15 protein-coding genes are annotated in these 19,256 nt (G+C 44.4%); 9 read left to right on the forward strand and 6 right to left on the reverse strand.

Features of this window, described 5'->3' with window-relative positions; genetic code table 11:
* Window positions 1-6 precede the first annotated feature (6 nt).
* The gene (locus B3V51_RS05910) at window positions 7-354 is read left to right on the forward strand and encodes a PilZ domain-containing protein (protein WP_058024954.1); all 348 of its coding nucleotides are present in this window, start codon (window positions 7-9) and stop codon (window positions 352-354) included.
* A gap of 123 nt (window positions 355-477) precedes the next feature.
* On the opposite strand, the gene ppk2 is transcribed toward B3V51_RS05910, so the two are convergent.
* Together ppk2 and B3V51_RS05920 are read right to left on the reverse strand one after the other, a co-directional pair.
* Complete coding sequence (gene ppk2, locus B3V51_RS05915) at window positions 478-1,527, reverse strand: polyphosphate kinase 2 (RefSeq protein WP_228724600.1); 1,050 nt, start codon at window positions 1,525-1,527, stop codon at window positions 478-480.
* Window positions 1,528-1,759: 232 nt separating this feature from the next.
* Window positions 1,760-3,388, reverse strand: coding sequence for an acetyl-CoA C-acetyltransferase (locus B3V51_RS05920; RefSeq protein ID WP_286708103.1), 1,629 nt, complete (start codon window positions 3,386-3,388; stop codon window positions 1,760-1,762).
* Between the two features lie 568 nt (window positions 3,389-3,956).
* On the opposite strand from B3V51_RS05920, the gene B3V51_RS05925 reads away from it, so the two are divergent.
* From B3V51_RS05925 to B3V51_RS05940, 4 genes are all read left to right on the forward strand, one after another.
* Window positions 3,957-5,357, forward strand: coding sequence for a 3-oxoacyl-ACP reductase (locus B3V51_RS05925; protein WP_286708104.1), 1,401 nt, complete (start codon window positions 3,957-3,959; stop codon window positions 5,355-5,357).
* 306 nt (window positions 5,358-5,663) lie between these two features.
* Window positions 5,664-6,575: a MaoC family dehydratase gene (locus B3V51_RS05930; RefSeq protein WP_286708105.1), complete on the forward strand. Its 912-nt coding sequence runs from the start codon at window positions 5,664-5,666 to the stop codon at window positions 6,573-6,575.
* A gap of 129 nt (window positions 6,576-6,704) precedes the next feature.
* Entirely contained in the window at window positions 6,705-7,229 is a 525-nt protein-coding gene (locus B3V51_RS05935) for a beta-lactamase hydrolase domain-containing protein (RefSeq protein WP_223335351.1), read from the forward strand.
* Window positions 7,230-7,386: 157 nt separating this feature from the next.
* Complete coding sequence (locus tag B3V51_RS05940; RefSeq protein ID WP_414706367.1) at window positions 7,387-8,823, forward strand: serine hydrolase domain-containing protein; 1,437 nt, start codon at window positions 7,387-7,389, stop codon at window positions 8,821-8,823.
* A gap of 51 nt (window positions 8,824-8,874) precedes the next feature.
* On the opposite strand, the gene B3V51_RS05945 is transcribed toward B3V51_RS05940, so the two are convergent.
* The 3 genes from B3V51_RS05945 to B3V51_RS05955 form a co-directional block, all read right to left on the reverse strand.
* Window positions 8,875-10,122 carry a cation:proton antiporter gene (locus tag B3V51_RS05945; protein ID WP_286708106.1) on the reverse strand — a complete coding sequence of 416 codons (1,248 nt, stop codon included), beginning with the start codon at window positions 10,120-10,122 and terminating at the stop codon, window positions 8,875-8,877.
* 256 nt (window positions 10,123-10,378) lie between these two features.
* On the reverse strand, window positions 10,379-12,265 hold the full coding sequence (ilvD, locus tag B3V51_RS05950; RefSeq protein WP_071001362.1) for a dihydroxy-acid dehydratase: 1,887 nt from the start codon (window positions 12,263-12,265) through the stop codon (window positions 10,379-10,381).
* Between the two features lie 192 nt (window positions 12,266-12,457).
* Complete coding sequence (locus tag B3V51_RS05955; protein ID WP_223335345.1) at window positions 12,458-13,288, reverse strand: hypothetical protein; 831 nt, start codon at window positions 13,286-13,288, stop codon at window positions 12,458-12,460.
* Between the two features lie 223 nt (window positions 13,289-13,511).
* Between B3V51_RS05955 and B3V51_RS05960 the strand changes: the two genes are divergently transcribed.
* The 3 genes from B3V51_RS05960 (at window position 13,512) to dusB (ending at window position 17,471) form a co-directional block, all read left to right on the forward strand.
* A complete protein-coding gene (locus tag B3V51_RS05960; RefSeq protein ID WP_093070832.1) occupies window positions 13,512-13,955 on the forward strand; it encodes an HIT family protein in 444 nt (147 codons plus the stop codon).
* Window positions 13,956-14,272: 317 nt separating this feature from the next.
* Window positions 14,273-16,318, forward strand: a complete 2,046-nt coding sequence (locus B3V51_RS05965) for a BCCT family transporter (RefSeq protein ID WP_093070830.1) — start codon at window positions 14,273-14,275, stop codon at window positions 16,316-16,318.
* Window positions 16,319-16,439: 121 nt separating this feature from the next.
* On the forward strand, window positions 16,440-17,471 hold the full coding sequence (gene dusB, locus B3V51_RS05970) for a tRNA dihydrouridine synthase DusB (protein WP_223335347.1): 1,032 nt from the start codon (window positions 16,440-16,442) through the stop codon (window positions 17,469-17,471).
* A 76-nt stretch (window positions 17,472-17,547) separates the two neighbouring features.
* On the opposite strand, the gene B3V51_RS05975 is transcribed toward dusB, so the two are convergent.
* The gene (locus tag B3V51_RS05975) at window positions 17,548-17,955 is read right to left on the reverse strand and encodes a DUF1622 domain-containing protein (RefSeq protein WP_223335348.1); all 408 of its coding nucleotides are present in this window, start codon (window positions 17,953-17,955) and stop codon (window positions 17,548-17,550) included.
* A gap of 199 nt (window positions 17,956-18,154) precedes the next feature.
* Here B3V51_RS05975 and B3V51_RS05980 point away from each other — a divergent pair, with 199 nt between their 5' ends.
* Window positions 18,155-19,042, forward strand: coding sequence for an SDR family NAD(P)-dependent oxidoreductase (locus B3V51_RS05980; protein WP_223335349.1), 888 nt, complete (start codon window positions 18,155-18,157; stop codon window positions 19,040-19,042).
* Window positions 19,043-19,256 lie beyond the last annotated feature (214 nt).

Consider the following 19,256-nt stretch of genomic DNA (forward strand, 5'->3'; position numbering starts at 1 on the left):
CTGATTATGGCAATGCCAGGACGCGGCGGGATTTTAACCTGCCATATTGAGACTATCGAAACGTTGTATGCCAGCTATCTGTCTTTTGTGAATAATGGCGCTTTGTTTGTGCCCTCTGATCAGCCGCAGCAACTGGGTAATGAAGTTTTTATTGCTGTTACACTGCCCAACTCTAGTGAGCGTTTGCCCATGAATGGTAAGGTTGTTTGGATCAACTCCAAAACGCAGAGCGGTCGACCAGCAGGCTTTGCTGTGCAAATTGGTAGTGATATCGCAGGACAACGAATCAAAAACGAAGTTGAGCGTTTATTGGCTGGTAAAATAGATAGCCTGCAATCCACTTATACCATGTAGCCCATACCACTTAACCCAAAAACCTAGGCGTCTTTATCGATGGTCATCATGGCTATATTGTATGGTTAATAAAAAAGCCTTATAACTGTATAAGGCTTTTTTTAGGATATATATCCGTGAGTGCTAGTAGCGCGACGGTACGTACATATCATCAGGAATAGGCTCGCGGTAGTATTCGTCATCACGTTTGCGACTGGGCAATTCAACTTCCTCACGAGGTATCTCTTTATAAGGAATCTGGTCGAGCAGATGTGCAATACAGTTGAGCCTAGCGCGCTTCTTATTGTTGCCTTCAACTACCCACCATGGGGCCTCAGGGATATGAGTGCGCTCAAACATGGTCTCTTTTGCTTTGGTATAATCTTCCCAGCGCCTACGGGATTGTAAGTCCATCGGCGAGAGTTTCCACTGTTTTAGCGGATCGTATATTCGGCTCATAAAGCGTGCATGCTGCTCATCGTCAGTAATAGAAAACCAGTATTTCACCAAGCGAATGCCTGATCGCACAAGCATGCGTTCAAACTCTGGCACTGACTGGAAAAACTCCTCATATTGCTCATCAGTACAAAAGCCCATGACGCGCTCGACACCGCCGCGATTGTACCAACTGCGATCAAACAAAACGATCTCACCTGCGGCTGGCAAGTGTGCCACATAGCGCTGAAAATACCACTGGGTTTGCTCGCGTTCAGTAGGAGCAGGTAAGGCGGCAACACGGCACACGCGTGGATTTAGCCTTTGGGTAATACGTTTGATAGCGCCCCCTTTACCCGCAGAATCTCGCCCTTCAAAGATAACGACGATACGCTCACCATTTGCGACCACCCAGTCTTGCAGCTTGATAAGTTCTCGCTGCAATCGTACCAACTCATGGAAATAAGTACGCCGATCCAGTTTTTCTTGCTCACTCATCTCACGACCATTGAAGCGAAAGTCACGTGCATAGTCATCTATTTCGTTTTCTAGCTCTTCATCATAGGTATCGATAAGGTCTTGATGCATTTTTCGACGTAGCTCATCATCAAGAATGTCTTTTTCGATGCGCTCAGCCAAGATGGCTTGTTCTCGGTTGTATTGATCTAATTGCTCCTGGGTGGTGAGTGATTGAAAGTCTGTGGTTGTAATGGGTTTTGTCGTTACCAATTTATCAGAGCCAAAAATGATTTGTCTCATTTTTCTTAATAGAAATTTTTTTTTAAGTAGAAATTCTGTCTTACCCATAAATATTACCTTTGTTTGGCGTGTCAGCTTTTTTAAGAGGTTACTATCTAGGTCGGTTCTATCATAGCAAAGTACAGACAATAAAAAATGCCCTTTAACTATTTAAAGGGCATTTTTTATGAGAATAGATGAGCTGATAAAAATGATGAATCAAGTACTCATTTTCATTCGTTACTTACCGAACTTATTTTTCTAAGATGCAAGTCACGCCTTGACCGCCAGCGGCGCAAATAGAGATTAGCGCACGGCCTGAGCCTTTTTGGTCAAGTAGTTTCGCAGCGGTGGCTAAGATACGACCACCGGTCGCGGCAAATGGATGACCTGCTGCTAGCGATGAGCCATTCACGTTTAGCTTGCTGCGATCGATCGAGCCTAGTGGCGCATCAAGACCTAGGCGCTCTTCACAGAATGTCTCATCTTCCCAAGCGGCGAGTGTCGATAATACTTGTGAGGCAAACGCTTCATGAATCTCATAGAAATCAAAGTCTTGTAGCGTGAGGCCAGCGCGCTCAAGCATACGTGGTACCGCATAAGCGGGTGCCATGAGTAAGCCTTCGGTAGTACCAGATTTACCGATAAAGTCTACCGCTGCTGTCTCTTGGTGCACGATATAAGCCAGTGGTTTTAAACCATGCTCTTTTGCCCATTCATCAGTACCCAATAGGACACAAGATGCGCCATCAGTCAGTGGCGTTGAGTTGGCAGCAGTCATCGTTGGATTGGCGTTCTTTTTGCCAAATACGGGCTTTAGCTTACCCAGTTTCTCTAGCGTGGTGTCTGGACGTAAGTTGTTATCACGAGTCAGACCTTTGTATGGGGTGATCAAGTCATCAAAGAAACCTTCGTCATAAGCGCGTGCTAGGTTTTTGTGACTGTTAAAGGCAAGCTCGTCTTGAGCTTCACGAGTGATGTTCCACTCAAGTGCTGTAATCGCTTGATGCTCGCCCATCGATAGACCAGTGCGCGGCTCGCCATTTTGCGGTGAGTCAATCAAGTCTTTTGGATTTAGACCCATCAATGCCTTTAGGCGTTGCTTGTTGTCTTTGGCGGCACCAAGCTTGATCAGTACTTTACGCAGACCATCACCAATAGCGATAGGCGCATCTGAAGTAGTATCTACGCCGCCTGTAATGGCTGAATCGATAATACCCAGTGCGATTTTGTTCGCAGAAGCAAAGGTCGCTTGTAGGCCAGTTCCGCACGCTTGTGAGATATCATAGGCTGGTGTGTGTGGGTTCAGCGCTGTGTTCAATGTTGCTTCACGAGTCAGGTTGATATCACGGCTTAGCTTCATAACGGCACCAGCGACCACTTCGCCGATGACTTCGTCTTGTAAGTTGTAGCGCTCAACCAAGCCGTCTAGAGCCGCAGTCAACATATCTGTATTGCTGACGTCAGCGTATGAGCCATTTGAGCGAGCAAATGGAATACGGTTACCACCTAAGATTGCCACACGATTCTGGTTTGTAGCAGGTTTGGTTTTACTCGCTTTTTTAGTTGCAGTCGCTGGTTTTTTAGCTGCTGTGGTTTCTACTTTTTCATCATCTGGTTGTTTGCTAGTGGTATCTTTAGTCTCTGAGTCGTTGGTATCAGTTCCTTTAGCGTCAGATTTTTTAGTAGCTGGCGCTTCTTTTTTTGTGTTGTCAGCTTGTGTGCTATCAGCCTTGGTATCGTTTGCCTTAGTATCAGCTTTAACGTCAGCAGTTTTAGCAGGTTCATTGTTTTCAGCAATTTCTTGTGGTTTTGCATCGCTGGCTTTAACAACAGTGCTTTCGACAACTGGACTATCAGGGTGGTTATTTTTATTACTCATAATATTATCCTTAAAAAGTATGGGCAGAAAATTTGAAGGGTAAAAATAAAAAAAGTGGCAAAGTCATGTTAAGCAAAAATCAAATATTATCATCTATCACCTAGTGTCGCTGTGTATGATAAGTCGTTTTGTGCTCGTTTAATGTATGTCTTTAGCAAACGATGTGTCGCTTGTATAAGTTCAATGACAGCTTTAAGCGTACTGGTTAAGGCGCTGATAGACTGGCGAGTACCAACGAATATCAGATAGTAGCATTGCATAATGATATGTTTGATAATATATTGTTATCAATAATTATGTTTGCCATAACTTATACGTCAGATTTTAACATGTTATGATGGTCAGCAAGTGGGTAAAAAGTCGTCAGCTTGTATACTGACTTGTTTACAGATTGTTGTAGACATTGTCTGTTTTTGGACATGTTTCTAATGGCAGTGTATAGTTTGGCCAGTTTTAAAATGATTTACCAAATATCAATAATTACAATGTTGATGAGTCTATATAATAGGCGTATTACATTTAGTGTTTACTATTATTTCAACCATTTATTATTTATAGGGAATATATTATGTCAGACCGTTATGGTGATTTTGTTCAATCTTCTATTGGTAAAAAAGTCGCAAAGAATTTAGGTTTGCCAATGCCAGTGACGCTTGATCGTTTTGAAAGCGGTGAGCGTTTGGTTCGTGGCAGTGTACTAGTTGGCCGTGCTAATGGTGAGGACAAAAGCATTAGTGAATCTGTTGCACGTATTTTGTTAGATGTGCATGCTGATGTATATGTAAACAGCAGTGATGATGTTAAAGACGCTCTTGCTGATGCAGGCGTTGAAGCAAAAGCCAATACAGGTGGTGACGATCAGTTCAAAGTATTGCTTTTTGATGCAAGTAATATCAGCAATGCAGATCAGCTAAAAGAAGTGTACGAGTTTTTTCATAGCGTTGCGCGCCGCGTAGAAAAGTCAGGTCGAGTGATCGTTATTGGTCGTACGCCAGAGGACATCACTGATATCGAAACTGCCATGGCACAACGGGCACTTGAGGGCTTTGTAAAATCAGTAGGCAAAGAGTTCAAGCGCGGCATTACAGCTCAGCTTATCTATGTAGAAACAGGCGCTGAGCAAAACCTAGACTCGACCTTGCGTTTTTTCACTTCAGCACGTTCAGCTTATGTCTCAGGACAAGTGGTACGCGTGAGCAAGGGCGACTCAGTTGATGTCGATTGGAATCAGCCTCTAGGCGGTAAAACGATGCTAGTGACGGGCGCAAGTCGCGGTATTGGCGAAGCAATTGCTCGCGTCTTGGCTCGCGAGGGCGCCCATGTAATCTGTCTTGATGTACCGCAGCAGCAAGCTGACCTACAAAAAGTTGCTAGCGAAATCAGTGGCTCTGTATTGACAGTAGACATCACTAGCGATGACGCTGGTGCAGAAATCGCAGATGCGGCGCAAAAGCGTGGTGGTCTGGATTCAGTCATTCATAATGCTGGCGTGACACGTGATAAGACATTGGCCAGAATGGATGAGAAAAAGTGGGACATGGTCATCGATATTAACTTGGGCAGCATTGCTAAGCTGAATCGCTACTTGCTTGATAATGACGTGCTAAAAGAAAACGCCCGTATCGTCTGTGTGTCATCTATTTCAGGTATCGCTGGTAACATGGGTCAGACAAATTATGCCACTTCTAAAGCGGGTGTTATTGGCTTGGTTAATGCGACTGCTAAGCAGTTAGAAGACAACGCAAAAGGCATGACCATAAATGCAGTAGCACCAGGGTTTATCGAAACACAAATGACGGAAGCGATTCCGTTTGCTATTCGCGAAGCGGGTCGTCGTATGAATTCAATGAGCCAAGGCGGTTTACCAGTTGACGTGGCTGAGACCATCGCATGGTTGGCTTCACCTGCTTCGGGTGGCCTAAATGGCAACACAGTTCGTGTTTGTGGTCAAAGCTTACTTGGCGCATAATACTGATTTATTAGTGTGACTATGTGGCAAATGAGGAGAAGGTAGCGTGATGGTATTATCCCTTGTTTTTGATTTGCCTCACATATGCTTACGAAATATTTGCTGATAAATTGTAATAAAGCTGCCCACGGGTGGCTTTTTTATGATAAAAACACAAGAACCATCAGCCAAACTATTTTTTGCTATTAAAGATACTTGCAAAATTGATTGAATATAGTACTCATTGATAATAGGTACCAGTCAATTACTGCTCAATGTCTCTAGATACGTTAAAAATCTTGTTCAAGCCATATTTAGGATTTACTTATGCCAGACACCCATTATGACGCGTTGCCAAAAGCGCACACTACCTATGCCAATATCGTCAAAAGCTTACTACCTATTGGTAACAGTGGCAAAGTCAGTAAAGATCAATTGCCGCAGGCCACCTATTACGTCGATGATTTGCATATCGATCATGATAATCTAAGCGACTATCGTAAAATTTGTGGCTTTGCTGATAATGGTAAAGTTCCAGCGACGTACTTTTCAGTACTATCACAAACTCTACAGATGAATATGATGGTCAAAGAGCCGTTTCCGTTTGCGATGTTGGGTCTGGTACACGTAGACAATAGCGTCACGCAGCATCGTCCTATCGGTGAGCGCGAAACGGTGTCCATGTCGGTCACTTTTGATAACTTGCGTGACCATGCTCAAGGTCAGCAATTTGACTTTGTCACCACGGTCAAAGCAGAGGACAAAGTAATTTGGGAAGGGACTTCAACTTACCTATCACGCAGCAAAAAAACGGCCAGCAGTAAAGATAAAAAAAGCACGCCGCGTCCAGTTGCTGTGAAGCCAGAAGTAGGTAAAAAAGACGTACATAGTATTTTTGAAGTGCCAGAAGATATTGGTCGCCGTTATGCTTTTGTGTCAGGTGACTTTAACTTGATTCATTTGCATCCACTATCAGCGCGCGCGTTTGGCTTCCCTAAAGCAATTGCACACGGCATGTGGTCAAAAGCTAAGTGTCTTGCTCTAATGGATGAGCTGCCTGATGCTTATACCGTTGATGTTTCTTTCAAGTTACCGATCTTTTTGCCAGCAGAAGTGGAGCTTATTGCGCAGCCAATCGCTCAGCTTGAAAGTGTCGGCGATACCTGTGAGTTTGGCTTATATAGCTCCAAAAACAGTAAGCCACATTTGGCGGGTTTCGTGACGTTAAATAGCAAGTAGCAAGCATTGTACGACGTATTCAAACCGATATCTTAATAGCCATATTTAACCAACACGTTTATCATTATGACTGCACAAAATATGAATTCACAAAATAGCGCGACAATTACGGATCAAGCTGACAGATCAATGACTATTGATACAGTAGCTGCTAATGACAACGCTGTCACTGATATCCCAAGTGATGACCATAGCGATTCTGACAATGGTGTTGATTTGTCCGCTGTCTTTGAGCCTTATTTTCGTCCGGATGCCAATACTATTGTGTGCGGCGCGTTAAATGAGGAAAAAGTCGCCGCTCTAGCAAAAGCTGGCGTTGAGTTGGTGATTAATTTGCAGTCAGAGGATGAGTTGAGTTTTAATGAATCAGCTGCCGTTGAGCGTGCAGGAATGAGCTATGAGCACCTGCCTATTAATGGCGCTGAAGAGCTAAAGCAACTTAAGATATTGGCGTTTGATAATATATTGCGTCAGTATCATGGTAAAAAGATGGCCATGCACTGTGGTTCAGGCAACAGGGTAGGGGCTGCCATTGCACTACGCGCAGGCTGGTTGCGTGGTCGCAAGATGGATACGGCTATGGAGCGTGGACGTAGTCACGGCTTGACCAAGCTTGAACAAGAAGTCCATAATCGCTTGCTAGTACCGCGCTAAATTATCATAATAATTGAAGCATAAAAAGGCGACCGATAGGTGGCCTTTTTTATTGGTTATCAATACATTTATACTGATCTCCAATATCTCTATAACGCATGTACCCAACTGATTTTAATACGAGGTCAGTTCACAATACTGAAGCAAGGTAGCAATGATGGACGACAACAAGCAAAATAATGATAAAAATATCGATACATCTATGAGCATAGATCTACAACGTCGCTTACAGCATTTATTGACAGACTTACAGCTAGATGACGCGCCAGCTGGTGGTGCTGTGGTTGTGTATCAGGCAGGCGAGTGTATTGCACAGGCAAGTACAGGTATGGCGCGTTTGGATGCATCATGGCAGTCTGATACGCTTGCCATCAATTTTTCTACCGGTAAAGGCATCTTAGCGACGCTACTGCATGTATTGGTTTCGCAGCAGCTGCTTGGTTATGATGTGCCTATTGCTCACTATTGGCCAGAGTTTGCCGCAACAGGTAAAGACAAAATTACCTTGCGACAGGTGATGTCACATCAGGCGGATTTGTTTTCGATCACCAGTATCGATGTCGATAGTGACACGATGCTCGATTGGCGCGTTATGCTGAATCATATTGAAGAAATGCCTATCACAGCACCTGAGGACGCCGCTGCATATGACAGCGCTTATAGCGCGTTGGTCTATGGTTGGGTACTTGGCGGTGTGATAGAAGCCGTAACGCATATGTCATTAGCCGAAGCTTTACGTCAGTATCTAACCGAGCCTTTAGGTATTGCAGACAGTTGCTATTTTGGTGTACCAGATAGCAAAGTAGATCAAGTAGCAAAGCTTGCCAAAGACTTTGAGTCATCAAATGAGGATAGCGTACCACTGCGTAACAAGCGCCAAAAACCAACCCTAAAATCCGACTCACCAAGCACCTTACGTACTTATGCAAGTCTGCCTAGCTATCATTGCTGGCAACAGAAAATGCTCAATGATGAGCGTACAGCTGAAACGCAAAGTAGCCTTAACGACGATCTAGAGGATAAAAATATTGATAACATACAACCTGTATTAAATACTGCGCGTATTAATAGCCTATATTTTAATACCAGTCAGCTCAATCTGAAAAACTATAAAGCAGCGCTCATTCCTGCCGGAAAACAAGCACTTGATTATCACAATCGCAAGACACTACAGGCAATCATTCCCGCTGCTAATGGCGTCGCTTCGGCTGAGGCACTAGCCACTATCTATGCTATGTTGGCCAATGGTGGGGTTTGGCAAGGGCGCACGCTAATTGATAAGGCGACTTTTAACCAGCTCTCCGCAATACAAGTCACAGGCCTAGATGCCGTCATGCCAGCGCCTATGCAGTGGCGACTGGGCTATCATAGATTATTTACTATATGTAGTGGCAAAGACACAACCAATAAAATCATGGATTCTGCGTCATCAGGGTTTGGACACATGGGATACAATGGCTCAGTCGCTTGGTGCGATCCTGTGCGTCAATTGTCGTTTGCTTTTATCCATAATTTTGATACCACCATGCTCAACGATATCCGTCAGTTTGCATTGACAGAAGCGGTTTTGGGCTGGGTTAATGATCTGAGGTAATACAGCCGCTCTCAAGATGACAGTATCAGACGTATTGATAACCATGAATGATCAATGGCGTGTTTTTGGGGTCATCTTGAGTAGCCTTGTGGCGCTGAGACCATGGATAAAAATTGAGGTTAGAATCACAATTGAGCAGACAATCCATAGTTTGAGTGCATCATCCTCAGCAAAGAAATCTGTGTTGAGCGCATAAGACAGATAGTACAAAGTACCAATGCCGCGTATACCTAGTGCTGAAATTGCGTATTTTTCAGTACGGGGTAAATGAAGTCCTGATAACGCGATAAATCCGCCAATTGGGCGTATGAGTAGTAGGAAAGTAAAACTGACGACATACACACGCCATGTTAGCTCAACACCAGCTTGCAAACCTTGACCCAAGAACATACCAAAAATAACCAGTACTAACGACATTAACAAACCTTCTGATTGCTCAGCAAAATCGTGTAGTTTTTGATGGTAGGCGTGCTCACATTCTGAACGCCTAAATGCAAATGCAGCGACGAAGACAGCGATAAAACCATAGCTGTGCACATACTCTGCGACACCATATGCCACCAAAGTCAGAGCAATAACTACATATCCTTGCGATATCGTGGTCTCACGGGTGTGTTTAGAAAATACTACTTTGGCCATCGCCTTACCAACCAGCACACCAACCAATACCCCTGCGCCAATCTTCCATAAAACATCATGGGTGAACCATGACCACAGCATCTCACTGGTAAAAGCGTTTCCTTCACTAAAAGCTTCCGCAATTTTAATCGCCAAGTAAACAAAAGGAAAAGCCAATCCGTCGTTTAACCCTGCTTCTGAAGTCAACGTAAAGCGAGGTGTGTCTTCTCTTCCTGTATTAGGGGGGCCCACCTGAATACTAGAAGCCAGAACAGGATCGGTAGGTGCTAATACCGCACCCAGCAAAATAGCAGCGCCAAGGCTCAAGCCAAAGGCATAATAGCCTAACCCTGCCATCGCAAAAATACCGATGGGCATTGTAATGAGTAAGAGCCTAACCGTCGGTCGCCACAGCTGCCAAGAGAAATCAGTATCAATTTTGATACCCGCACCAACCAATGAGACTAAAATGACAATTTCAGTCAGTTTTTCGATGATTATTCCATTATTGATAGGGTCCAAAAACGATAGAGACGTCCACCAGTAACCCATCATTAGACCGAAACTCACTTGTAGCATAGGTAATGATATCGAGGTGCGTTTAAAGATAACAGGAAACAAGGCCCCTAATAAAAAGGCGATACCGCAGATTAATAAAAATAAATTGTAGTTTTCAATCATAAGGTTTTCGCACGTTGTTATATTTTAAGGATTGGTTTTGAGAGGTTGGCTTTCGATATTGATAATGGTTGGTATGGATGTTTAATATCTAGCCTGCAATATGACTTATCATGACGATAAAAAAGAATTATTACCGAAAAAAATAGTTATCAGAACGACAGATACGTTGTTTTTTGGTGAAAAAAAAGCCTGCATGGCGCAGGCTTGATAGATTTTTATAAATAAGTTATGAAAACGAAGGGTTTAGATAGAGTTCTTAGCGCTCAACTTGGCTTACGTCGCGCACAGCGCCAGTGTCCGCACTGGTCGTCATTGCAGCATAAGCACGTAATGCCGGCGAGACATGACGATCACGACTGACGGGTTTCCATGCATCGCGACCGCGTGCTTCCATAGCTTCTCGGCGTGCGGCCAAGTCTGCATCACTGACTTGCATGTTGATAGTACGATTTGGAATGTCGATGTGAATGCTATCACCTTCTTCAACCAGACCAATGGCACCGCCTTCAGCAGCTTCTGGGCTGGCATGACCGATTGATAGACCGGATGTGCCACCAGAAAAACGACCATCAGTGAGTAGGGCGCATTCTTTACCCAAACCTTTTGACTTCAGATACGTCGTTGGATAGAGCATCTCTTGCATACCAGGGCCACCTTTAGGGCCCTCATAGCGGATGATGACCACATCGCCTGCAACGATTTTGTCGTCTAAAACTGCCGCGACAGCTGCATCTTGCGATTCAAAAATACGTGCGCGACCGGTAAAGGTTAAGATACTCTCATCGACACCAGCGGTTTTGACCACGCAGCCACGCTCGGCAATATTGCCATACAGTACAGCCAATCCACCATCTGCAGAGTAGGCGTGTTCGGCACTACGGATACAACCTGACTCACGGTTGACGTCAAGGTTTGACCACTCTTTTGATTGTGAAAACGCCTCGGTGGTGCGAACGCCACCCGGTGCAGCAAGGAAGCGCGCGCGTGCCTCATGGTTATCACGATTCATGATATCCCATTTATCAATCGCTTCTTTCATTGTCGTACTATGGATAGTCGGTACGTCAGTTTTCAACAATCCCGCACGATCAAGTTCAGCCAACAAGGCAAAGACACCGCCCGCACGATGCACGTCTTCCATATGGAATTTTTGTGAGGCAGGGGCTACTTTTGCTAGGCATGGCACACCGCGGCTTAGACGGTCAATATCAGCCATTTTAAAATCAATCTCAGCTTCATTGGCCGCAGCAAGTAGATGCAAGATCGTATTGGTTGAACCCCCCATGGCAATATCTAAGCTCATCGCGTTCTCAAAAGCGGCTTTGGTCGCGATTGAGCGTGGTAATACTGAATCATCATCTTGCTCGTAGCGACGTTTCGCAAGCGAGACAATAGTGCGTCCCGCTTCCAAAAACAGCTCACGGCGTAGTGAATGAGTAGCGAGTAGCGAGCCATTACCCGGTAGGGCCAAGCCTAACGCTTCGGTCAAGCAGTTCATCGAGTTGGCAGTGAACATCCCAGAGCACGAGCCGCAAGTCGGGCAAGCTGAGGCTTCGATAGCAGCGACATCTTCATCACTGATGCTGTCATCAGCCGCGTCCATCATTGCATCGACGAGGTCAAGTTTACGAATGGCACTGCTGTCATTACTATCGGTATTGTGGCTCTTACCAACGGTGCTGGCTAGGATTTTGCCCGCTTCCATTGGGCCACCTGAAATAAATACCACAGGTATATTAAGACGCATTGCCGCCATTAGCATACCCGGTGTGATCTTATCGCAGTTAGAGATACACACTAGCGCATCTGCACAATGCGCATTGACCATGTACTCGACCGAATCAGCGATCAAATCACGACTTGGCAGAGAATACAGCATACCGCTATGACCCATGGCGATACCATCATCGACCGCAATGGTGTTGAACTCTTTTGCAACGCCGCCAGCTTGCTCAATCTCGCGTGCGACCAGCTGCCCAAGATCTTTTAGATGCACATGGCCGGGTACAAACTGGGTAAAAGAGTTGGCAATCGCAATGATTGGCTTGTCAAAGTCGCCGTCAGTCATGCCGGTGGCACGCCATAATGCGCGCGCGCCTGCCATATTACGACCGCCGGTAGAGGTTTTTGAGCGATAATCCATGTGATATTCCTTACAAATAGGCGGGGTTGTTAAAATCTGCACCCTCAGTTCTGATAAGGATAGTGTGCTTTTTATAGAGGGTGAGGACTAGTGAATAATACTAATTCGTTACCATACCATTAGATATGAATAATAAAAAATCATGTGCCAATAATAATGAAGTTATAACCATAAAAGATGGGTAAAAATGGACTATTCAAGACGCGCTAAGATGGCTTTTTCAAACCAAGGTAGTTCAGCTTTATCGGCTTCTAGCTTCATAATAACTGCCAGCGCATGGGTGGCCAGTAGTTGTTGATAGTCACCACTTGCCTCAATCGTCAATAGCGATTCGGCAGGTAGCTCTTGCGTATTAGAGTTTTGCTCGTCAATACTGATTAATATCTGCTTATTATTTTTATAAAGGACGTCTACACGACCAAAAAACTGCCAGTCTTCAAAAGCGGCAATAATAGCGTCGGCGGCATCCTTAGTATAGATTTGCTGCGTCTTTTTGCCTGTATTGGTCCAATGCAGACGAACGGCTAACTGCAATGCCTCACTAAATACCACCAATGAACCCATAATTTTTACATGCCAAGGACTGGTCAGCAGCTCCTCGTCAATGCCAATTAACTTGGCAGCTTCGTGAGCTGACATAGGTGTATTGAATTGAAGCAGTAATTCAGGTGTAAGCGGATGCGACTGCTTGACGGCATCGTCTAAGCTATCATAATGATACAGAAAAGGCAGTGGCAAATCTTGCGTGACGGTCTTTTTGATGATTTTACAGTTGTGTATCTGCCAGCCAATCGCCTTGTCAGTCAAAGCTTCTGCTAAGATAATAGCGTTTGGATCGATAGTTTGAGTATTATTATCAGGCTCAGTACCAAGTTGCTCTAAGCCAGTACTATTAGGCGTAGAGATATTTGATTCAGACGTTTGGACACTGTCATTGGTTTGAGCATTGTCATTGAGTGTTGAAGACGGGTCGCCGTTATCTAGGCTATCTGATCTATTGGTCGGCAAAGTAGGCAAATCCATAAACATAGCGTTATTAAAATAGAGGGTTAATATAACATTTAAAAGGCATGGCCCGCCAATAAATTAGTAGGATAAGCTAGGGAGTGTACAGCTTGATTTTATCAACGACGGAAATGATAGCAACTTGTACTAAACTTATATTTCGTCCACTATATGACAAGCGCACTAAACCATTTTAAAAGCTTTTAAGCATCCAACAATCAAATAATCAAAGGAAAAAATAATGACTGAAGTAAATCAAAAGACTGCTTATGATGACAATAATATTTTTGCCAAAATGTTAGATGGTGATATTCCTTGTCATAAAGTCTATGAAGACGACAAAACCCTTGCTTTTATGGATATCATGCCGCAAGCCGAAGGTCATGTATTGGTGATACCCAAGCAAAAAGCGGTAGATTTGGTAGATCTTGAGCCAGAGTATGCCGCTGCTGTCCTGATGACTTCTAAAAAGGTTGTGCAAGCACAGCGTCAAGTGTTTGAGCGTGAAGGGGTTATTCAGATGCAGTTGAATGGCTCACAAGCCGGTCAAACGGTTTTTCATTATCATGTGCATTTGATTCCATCGAGTATTCACGAGTTAGGACGTCATGCAGTAACGCAGGCTGATCAAGGTGAGCTTGCAGATATTGCCAAGCGACTTGCTACAGCTATTAGTGCTGCCTGATATCGAGGCATAAATTGCTAGGATGATAGGTATATAAGATTGAAGGGCAACTAACAAGTTGCCTTTTTTATTGCCCAGTAATCATTGTGTAATAAACGTTAAGTTATTGTTGTAAACACGCGTTTATCTTGGGATTTGGCTAAAGTTTATGTTACATAGTATTCCCATCTACACAGAATGCGTCGGTATTATTGCTAACGTGCTGTTTTAATATTGATGACATCTATTGTTTGTAAATTGATATCTACTATGTTGATGAGTATCAGGGATAGGATTCTTTATCACTTATTTTTACGGATTTGAGGATACCACTGCTTATGAGTAACGGTTCACGCTCTACCATTTTACTACCAGTCTTTATACCCGCAGCTGTGATTATGCTGCTGTTGGTCATCGGTACCGCCATCAATCCTGAGGCAGCAGGGGCGCTGTTTAGCGATGTGCTTAGTTTTACGACCGAGACCTTCGGCTGGTTTTACATGCTGGCGGTGGCCCTGTTTTTGATGTTTATTATTGTACTGGCGTTTTCGTCTTATGGCAGTATCAAGCTGGGCCCTGATCATGGGGAGGCGGAATACGGATTCCTTGAATGGTTTGCCATGCTGTTTTCGGCAGGCTACGGGATTGCGCTACTATTTTATGGAGTAGCGGAACCAGTGATGCATTTTTCTAGTCCGCCAATGTCTGATCCGCAGACCATTGCGGCGGCAAAAGAGGCGATGCAGATTGCTTATTTTCACTGGGGTTTTCATATTTGGGCGATTTATGGTGTCGTTGGTTTATCACTGGCATATTTTGCCTTTCGTCATGGTCTACCATTATCAATACGTTCGACACTGTATCCGATTATTGGTGACAGGATTCATGGCCCTATCGGTCATACGGTCGATGTGTTTGCGATATTGGGTACGATGTTTGGTATTGCCACCAGTCTTGGTCTGTCAGTATCGCAAATCAATGCAGGTCTAAACTACTTATTACCTGATATTATCCCCGTGAATACTACCATACAGGTCGTGGCGATTGCATTAGTGACATCGGCAGCACTGGTGTCCGTATTGGCAGGGATGGACAAAGGGGTAAAACGCTTGTCTATTCTAAATATGGTATTGGCAACCGCGTTGATGGTGTTTGTATTTGTAGTAGGGCCGACGATCTTTATCCTAAATGCCTTTATGGAAAATACGGGTAGTTATTTGGGTAATATCATTGAGCGTACCTTTAGCTTACAAGCGTATGAGAATAGCGATTGGATCGGTAGCTGGACCTTATTTATCTTTGCATGGACGATTGCATGGGCGCCTTTTGTCGGTCTGTTTATCGCCAAGATTAGCCGTGGCCGTACCATCCGTGAGTTTGTACTCGGTGTGATGTTGGTGCCAACGTTCTTTACGTTCTTTTGGTTTTCGGTGTTTGGTGATACTGCCCTACATATGATTATGGTCGATGGCTATAACTCACTCATCAGCGAGGTACAAAACAACCAAGCGATTGCTTTATTTAAATTATTAGAGCGGTTACCGTTTACCGAATTTGTGTCGTCATTGACTATTTTGTTGATTATTACGTTTTTTGTGACGTCATCAGATTCTGGCTCATTGGTGATCGATTCGCTAGCGGCTGGCGGGCGTAGTGATACGCCATGGTGGCAGCGCAGCTTTTGGGTAGTGACTGAAGGGGCCGTTGCCGCGGTGCTTTTGATTGCTGGCGGTCTCACAGCGCTACAAACGGCGGCAATCGTTAGTGCACTACCATTTGCGATTATCATTCTGATCTCCATGTTCGGTATGTGGCGCGCATTGCGTATCGAGGGACATCGTAATCAAAGTCTCGATCAAAATAACAAACTACCGCCGCACTTGCTTAAACCGTCTGCATGGCGTGAGCGCATCGACTATATGGCTGATAAGCCCACACGTGACAAGGTGCTAAACTACATCAAAGAAGTGGTGATGCCCTCGATGATGGAAGTGTCGTCTAAATTTGCAGAAACAGGTTGGACGACTGAGGTGAATTATGATGCAGCCAATAACCGTGCCGTGCTTGAGTTGCAACGTGGTGACGATGTCGAGTTTTGGTATGAAGTGCGCTTGTCTGAACATGAAGCGCCTGATTATTATACTGAAAGCAGCGCCGACACCTTGCCGCAAGAACACTATCATCGCGCTGAGGTGTATCTGCGCCGTGGTGGTCAGACCTATGACTTATACGGTTATAAGTCTGAATCGGTGATCAATGATATCATCGATCAGTTCGAGAAGTATTTGCACTTCTTGAATGTGTCACCTGATAGCCTACCGTGGCGTATGCAAGCGCATGATGATGCTATCACGCTAGAGCAGGGCAGTGTGCTTGATAAATAATGAATAGAATGTATCAAAAATGAGTAATGCTTATGCAAGCTATTCACGTTAATCGCTTGCAATAAATGTAAGAATCCTTAGAATAACGGCTTGTTTTCCTTACAAATCAAGCCGTTTTTCTATGTCTATTGATTCTCCTGTGTTACCTTCATCCTCGACTTTGTCCGACCATCCATTGTTGCAACCCTTAAATATAGGTGGCCTGACGATTGAAAACCGTTTGATGGTTGCGCCGATGGCGGGCGTGACGGACAATCCTTTTCGCCGATTGTGTAAGTCATTTGGCGCAGGTCATGCGGTCAGCGAGATGATCATCGCTGATACGGCACTTTATGCACGCAAAAAATCCCTATATCGTGCCAATTTCGACAATGAGATTGCGCCTATTTCTGCACAGATAGCAGGCGCAGAGCCAGACAAATTGGCTGAAGCGGCTCGTTATCAAATCGATAATGGCGCGCAGATTATCGATATCAATATGGGCTGTCCGGCCAAAAAAGTCTGCCGTAAGCTGGCAGGCTCAGCGCTGCTGCAAGATGAGGATTTAGTAGCAAGATTGCTTGATGCTGCAGTCAATGCCGTTGATGCGCCTGTCACACTAAAGACACGATTGGGGTTTGAAAACGGTCGTGAAAACATCCTGCGAGTCGCCAAGCGGGCAGAGCAAGCAGGTATTGCCGCGATTGCGATTCATGGGCGTACGCGCGAGGATATGTATACGGGCGAGGCGCGTTATGAGTTAATACGCGAAGTCAAAGACAGCATTAGCATTCCTGTCATTGCGAATGGCGATATCGATAGCGCGCAAAAAGCGCAGCATGTTTATGAGATGACAGGCTGTGATGCGGTGATGATTGGGCGAGCCGCGCAAGGGCAGCCGTGGATATTTCGTGATATTGAGCATTTTTTACGCACAGGTGACGTGCTTGATGCCCCAAGTGTGAGCAAGATTAAGGAAGTTGTACTGGCGCATTTGCAAGAGCTGTATGACTTTTACGGCGAGTACTCCGGCTGCCGTATCGCCCGCAAGCATATTGCGTGGTATACGACAGGCATCCCCAACTCCAACGCCTTCCGGCAAGCGATGTATGGCGAGGAGAGTACAGCAGGGCAGTTCCGCGTGGTTGAGCGTTTTTTGCAGACGCATGAGTAGTAATGATCTGTACAGTTTCATCACGCTTATCATAAGCATAAATCACTGATACGTCTTTTAATCCTGTTGATTAAAGCTATGTGTTATCAACAGGTGTGGCTTCATTAAAAGGCATAGCATCAGGGTTTTTCTCAGATGTTGGCTTTTCTTTTTGCCAAGGAAATCGGCCTTCTAGCTCAACTTGTAGTGATAAACTCAAAAACGTACGAATAAGCACGATAATACCCAACACCAAGACGCTGCGTAATGTCGGCTCTGTCACCACTGTTGCCATAATGTCTGCGGCAATCAGTACCTCAAGTCCCAAAAGAATGGATTTGCCAACGGTCTGCCTGCTCTCTACATAGGTATTATGGTTCAGGCCGCCCGATATCCGAAATGCTTTGTAAAAGGCAAAGAGGAGTCCAAAGAACATAATCAAGACACCAATGACTTCGACTATCTTGGCAATCAAGTCAATATAGTGGGTTAGGTTTCCGATCAAAATAATGTCTCCTCTGTATCAGTCAGCAAAAAGTATGGCGCTAAATATCGTCACTATTATATGATGATATATCACTATAAACCTCTAAAACCGTCAAGTTAACTATCAGCTATTGGTGTTTTGTTCACTGTATGCGATATTTTTTTGCTATGCTGTAAACGAATATTCATTGGCATAGGACAGACAAAAAGGACTTTTTATGGCTAATCCCTCGAAAAAAGCAATAACAAAAGCAGTAAAAGGCAAGAATATTATCATTACGGGTGCATCAAGTGGTATTGGCGAGCGTACGGCTTTTTTATTAAGTGAGTGCGGGGCGCATGTTATTTTGTTGGCGCGTACTGAAGACAAACTAAAAACCGTCAAAGAAAATATTGAAATATTGGGTGGCAGGGCCAGTTATTATCCATGTGACCTCACCAATATGGATGAGATTGAAAAAATAAGCGAACAAATTCTTGCTGATTTTAAACATGTGGATGTATTGGTCAATAATGCTGGTCGTTCGATTCGCCGTTCAGTCCATGAGTCGGTCAACCGCTTCCATGATTTTGAGCGCACGATGGAGATTAATTACTTTGGTGCTGTTAAAACTATTTTGGGTTTCTTGCCGACTATGATTAGCCGTCAGACGGGTCAAATTGTCAATATCTCGTCGATTGGGGTATTGGCAAACAGTCCTCGCTTTGCCGCCTATGTGGCCTCAAAATCTGCGTTAGATGCGTTTAGTCGTTGCTTAGCCGCGGAAGTCAAAGGCGATAATATTAAGGTTACCAATATCTTTATGCCTTTGGTACGTACCCCTATGATCGCCCCCACCAAGCTATACCGTTATATGCCAGCTTTGATGCCTGATGAAGCCGCGCTCATGGTCGCAAAAGCGATTGTCCATAAGCCAAACAGTATTGCCAGTAATATGGGCAAATTTGCCTCAGCGACGTACTCGTTGGTGCCAGCATTTAACGTCGGTATTCAATCAATTGGTTATCGTATCTTCCCAAGTTCGACAGCGGCGCAAACCACCGATAGCAAGCCTAACTTTGCGCAGCGTGCCTTTGCCAGAATTCTCCCTGGTGAGCATCACTAAGATAGGTTTACTCTCAATTATTACGAAAACAAAAAAAGGATACGATGGTATCCTTTTTTAATGCCCTATCTATTTGTATTAATGTTCCTATAATATAGATAGGTAAGGCGTTAGTAGCCTTTTATTCTTAGCAGTTTGCTTCGGTTGAAGTCTATTTACCATAATGTACCTGTATAGGAATAAGAGTGGTTCCCTAGTGAGGACTTGAATCTTT

This window comes from Psychrobacter sp. UBA2514 (assembly GCF_002341255.1).
Classification (GTDB): domain Bacteria; phylum Pseudomonadota; class Gammaproteobacteria; order Pseudomonadales; family Moraxellaceae; genus Psychrobacter; species Psychrobacter pacificensis.

Coding starts and splice junctions, on each gene's coding strand:
- B3V51_RS05965 (WP_093070830.1), top strand. CDS start 14,273: ATGAGTAACGGTTCACGCTCTACCATTTTACTACCAGTCTTTATACCC.
- B3V51_RS05935 (WP_223335351.1), top strand. CDS start 6,705: ATGACTATTGATACAGTAGCTGCTAATGACAACGCTGTCACTGATATC.
- B3V51_RS05980 (WP_223335349.1), top strand. CDS start 18,155: ATGGCTAATCCCTCGAAAAAAGCAATAACAAAAGCAGTAAAAGGCAAG.
- B3V51_RS05920 (WP_286708103.1), bottom strand. CDS start 3,388: ATGAGTAATAAAAATAACCACCCTGATAGTCCAGTTGTCGAAAGCACT.
- B3V51_RS05910 (WP_058024954.1), top strand. CDS start 7: ATGGCAATGCCAGGACGCGGCGGGATTTTAACCTGCCATATTGAGACT.
- B3V51_RS05930 (WP_286708105.1), top strand. CDS start 5,664: ATGCCAGACACCCATTATGACGCGTTGCCAAAAGCGCACACTACCTAT.
- B3V51_RS05960 (WP_093070832.1), top strand. CDS start 13,512: ATGACTGAAGTAAATCAAAAGACTGCTTATGATGACAATAATATTTTT.
- ppk2 (WP_228724600.1), bottom strand. CDS start 1,527: ATGAGACAAATCATTTTTGGCTCTGATAAATTGGTAACGACAAAACCC.
- ilvD (WP_071001362.1), bottom strand. CDS start 12,265: ATGGATTATCGCTCAAAAACCTCTACCGGCGGTCGTAATATGGCAGGC.
- B3V51_RS05925 (WP_286708104.1), top strand. CDS start 3,957: ATGTCAGACCGTTATGGTGATTTTGTTCAATCTTCTATTGGTAAAAAA.
- B3V51_RS05945 (WP_286708106.1), bottom strand. CDS start 10,122: ATGATTGAAAACTACAATTTATTTTTATTAATCTGCGGTATCGCCTTT.
- B3V51_RS05940 (WP_414706367.1), top strand. CDS start 7,387: ATGGACGACAACAAGCAAAATAATGATAAAAATATCGATACATCTATG.
- dusB (WP_223335347.1), top strand. CDS start 16,440: ATGTCTATTGATTCTCCTGTGTTACCTTCATCCTCGACTTTGTCCGAC.
- B3V51_RS05955 (WP_223335345.1), bottom strand. CDS start 13,288: ATGGATTTGCCTACTTTGCCGACCAATAGATCAGATAGCCTAGATAAC.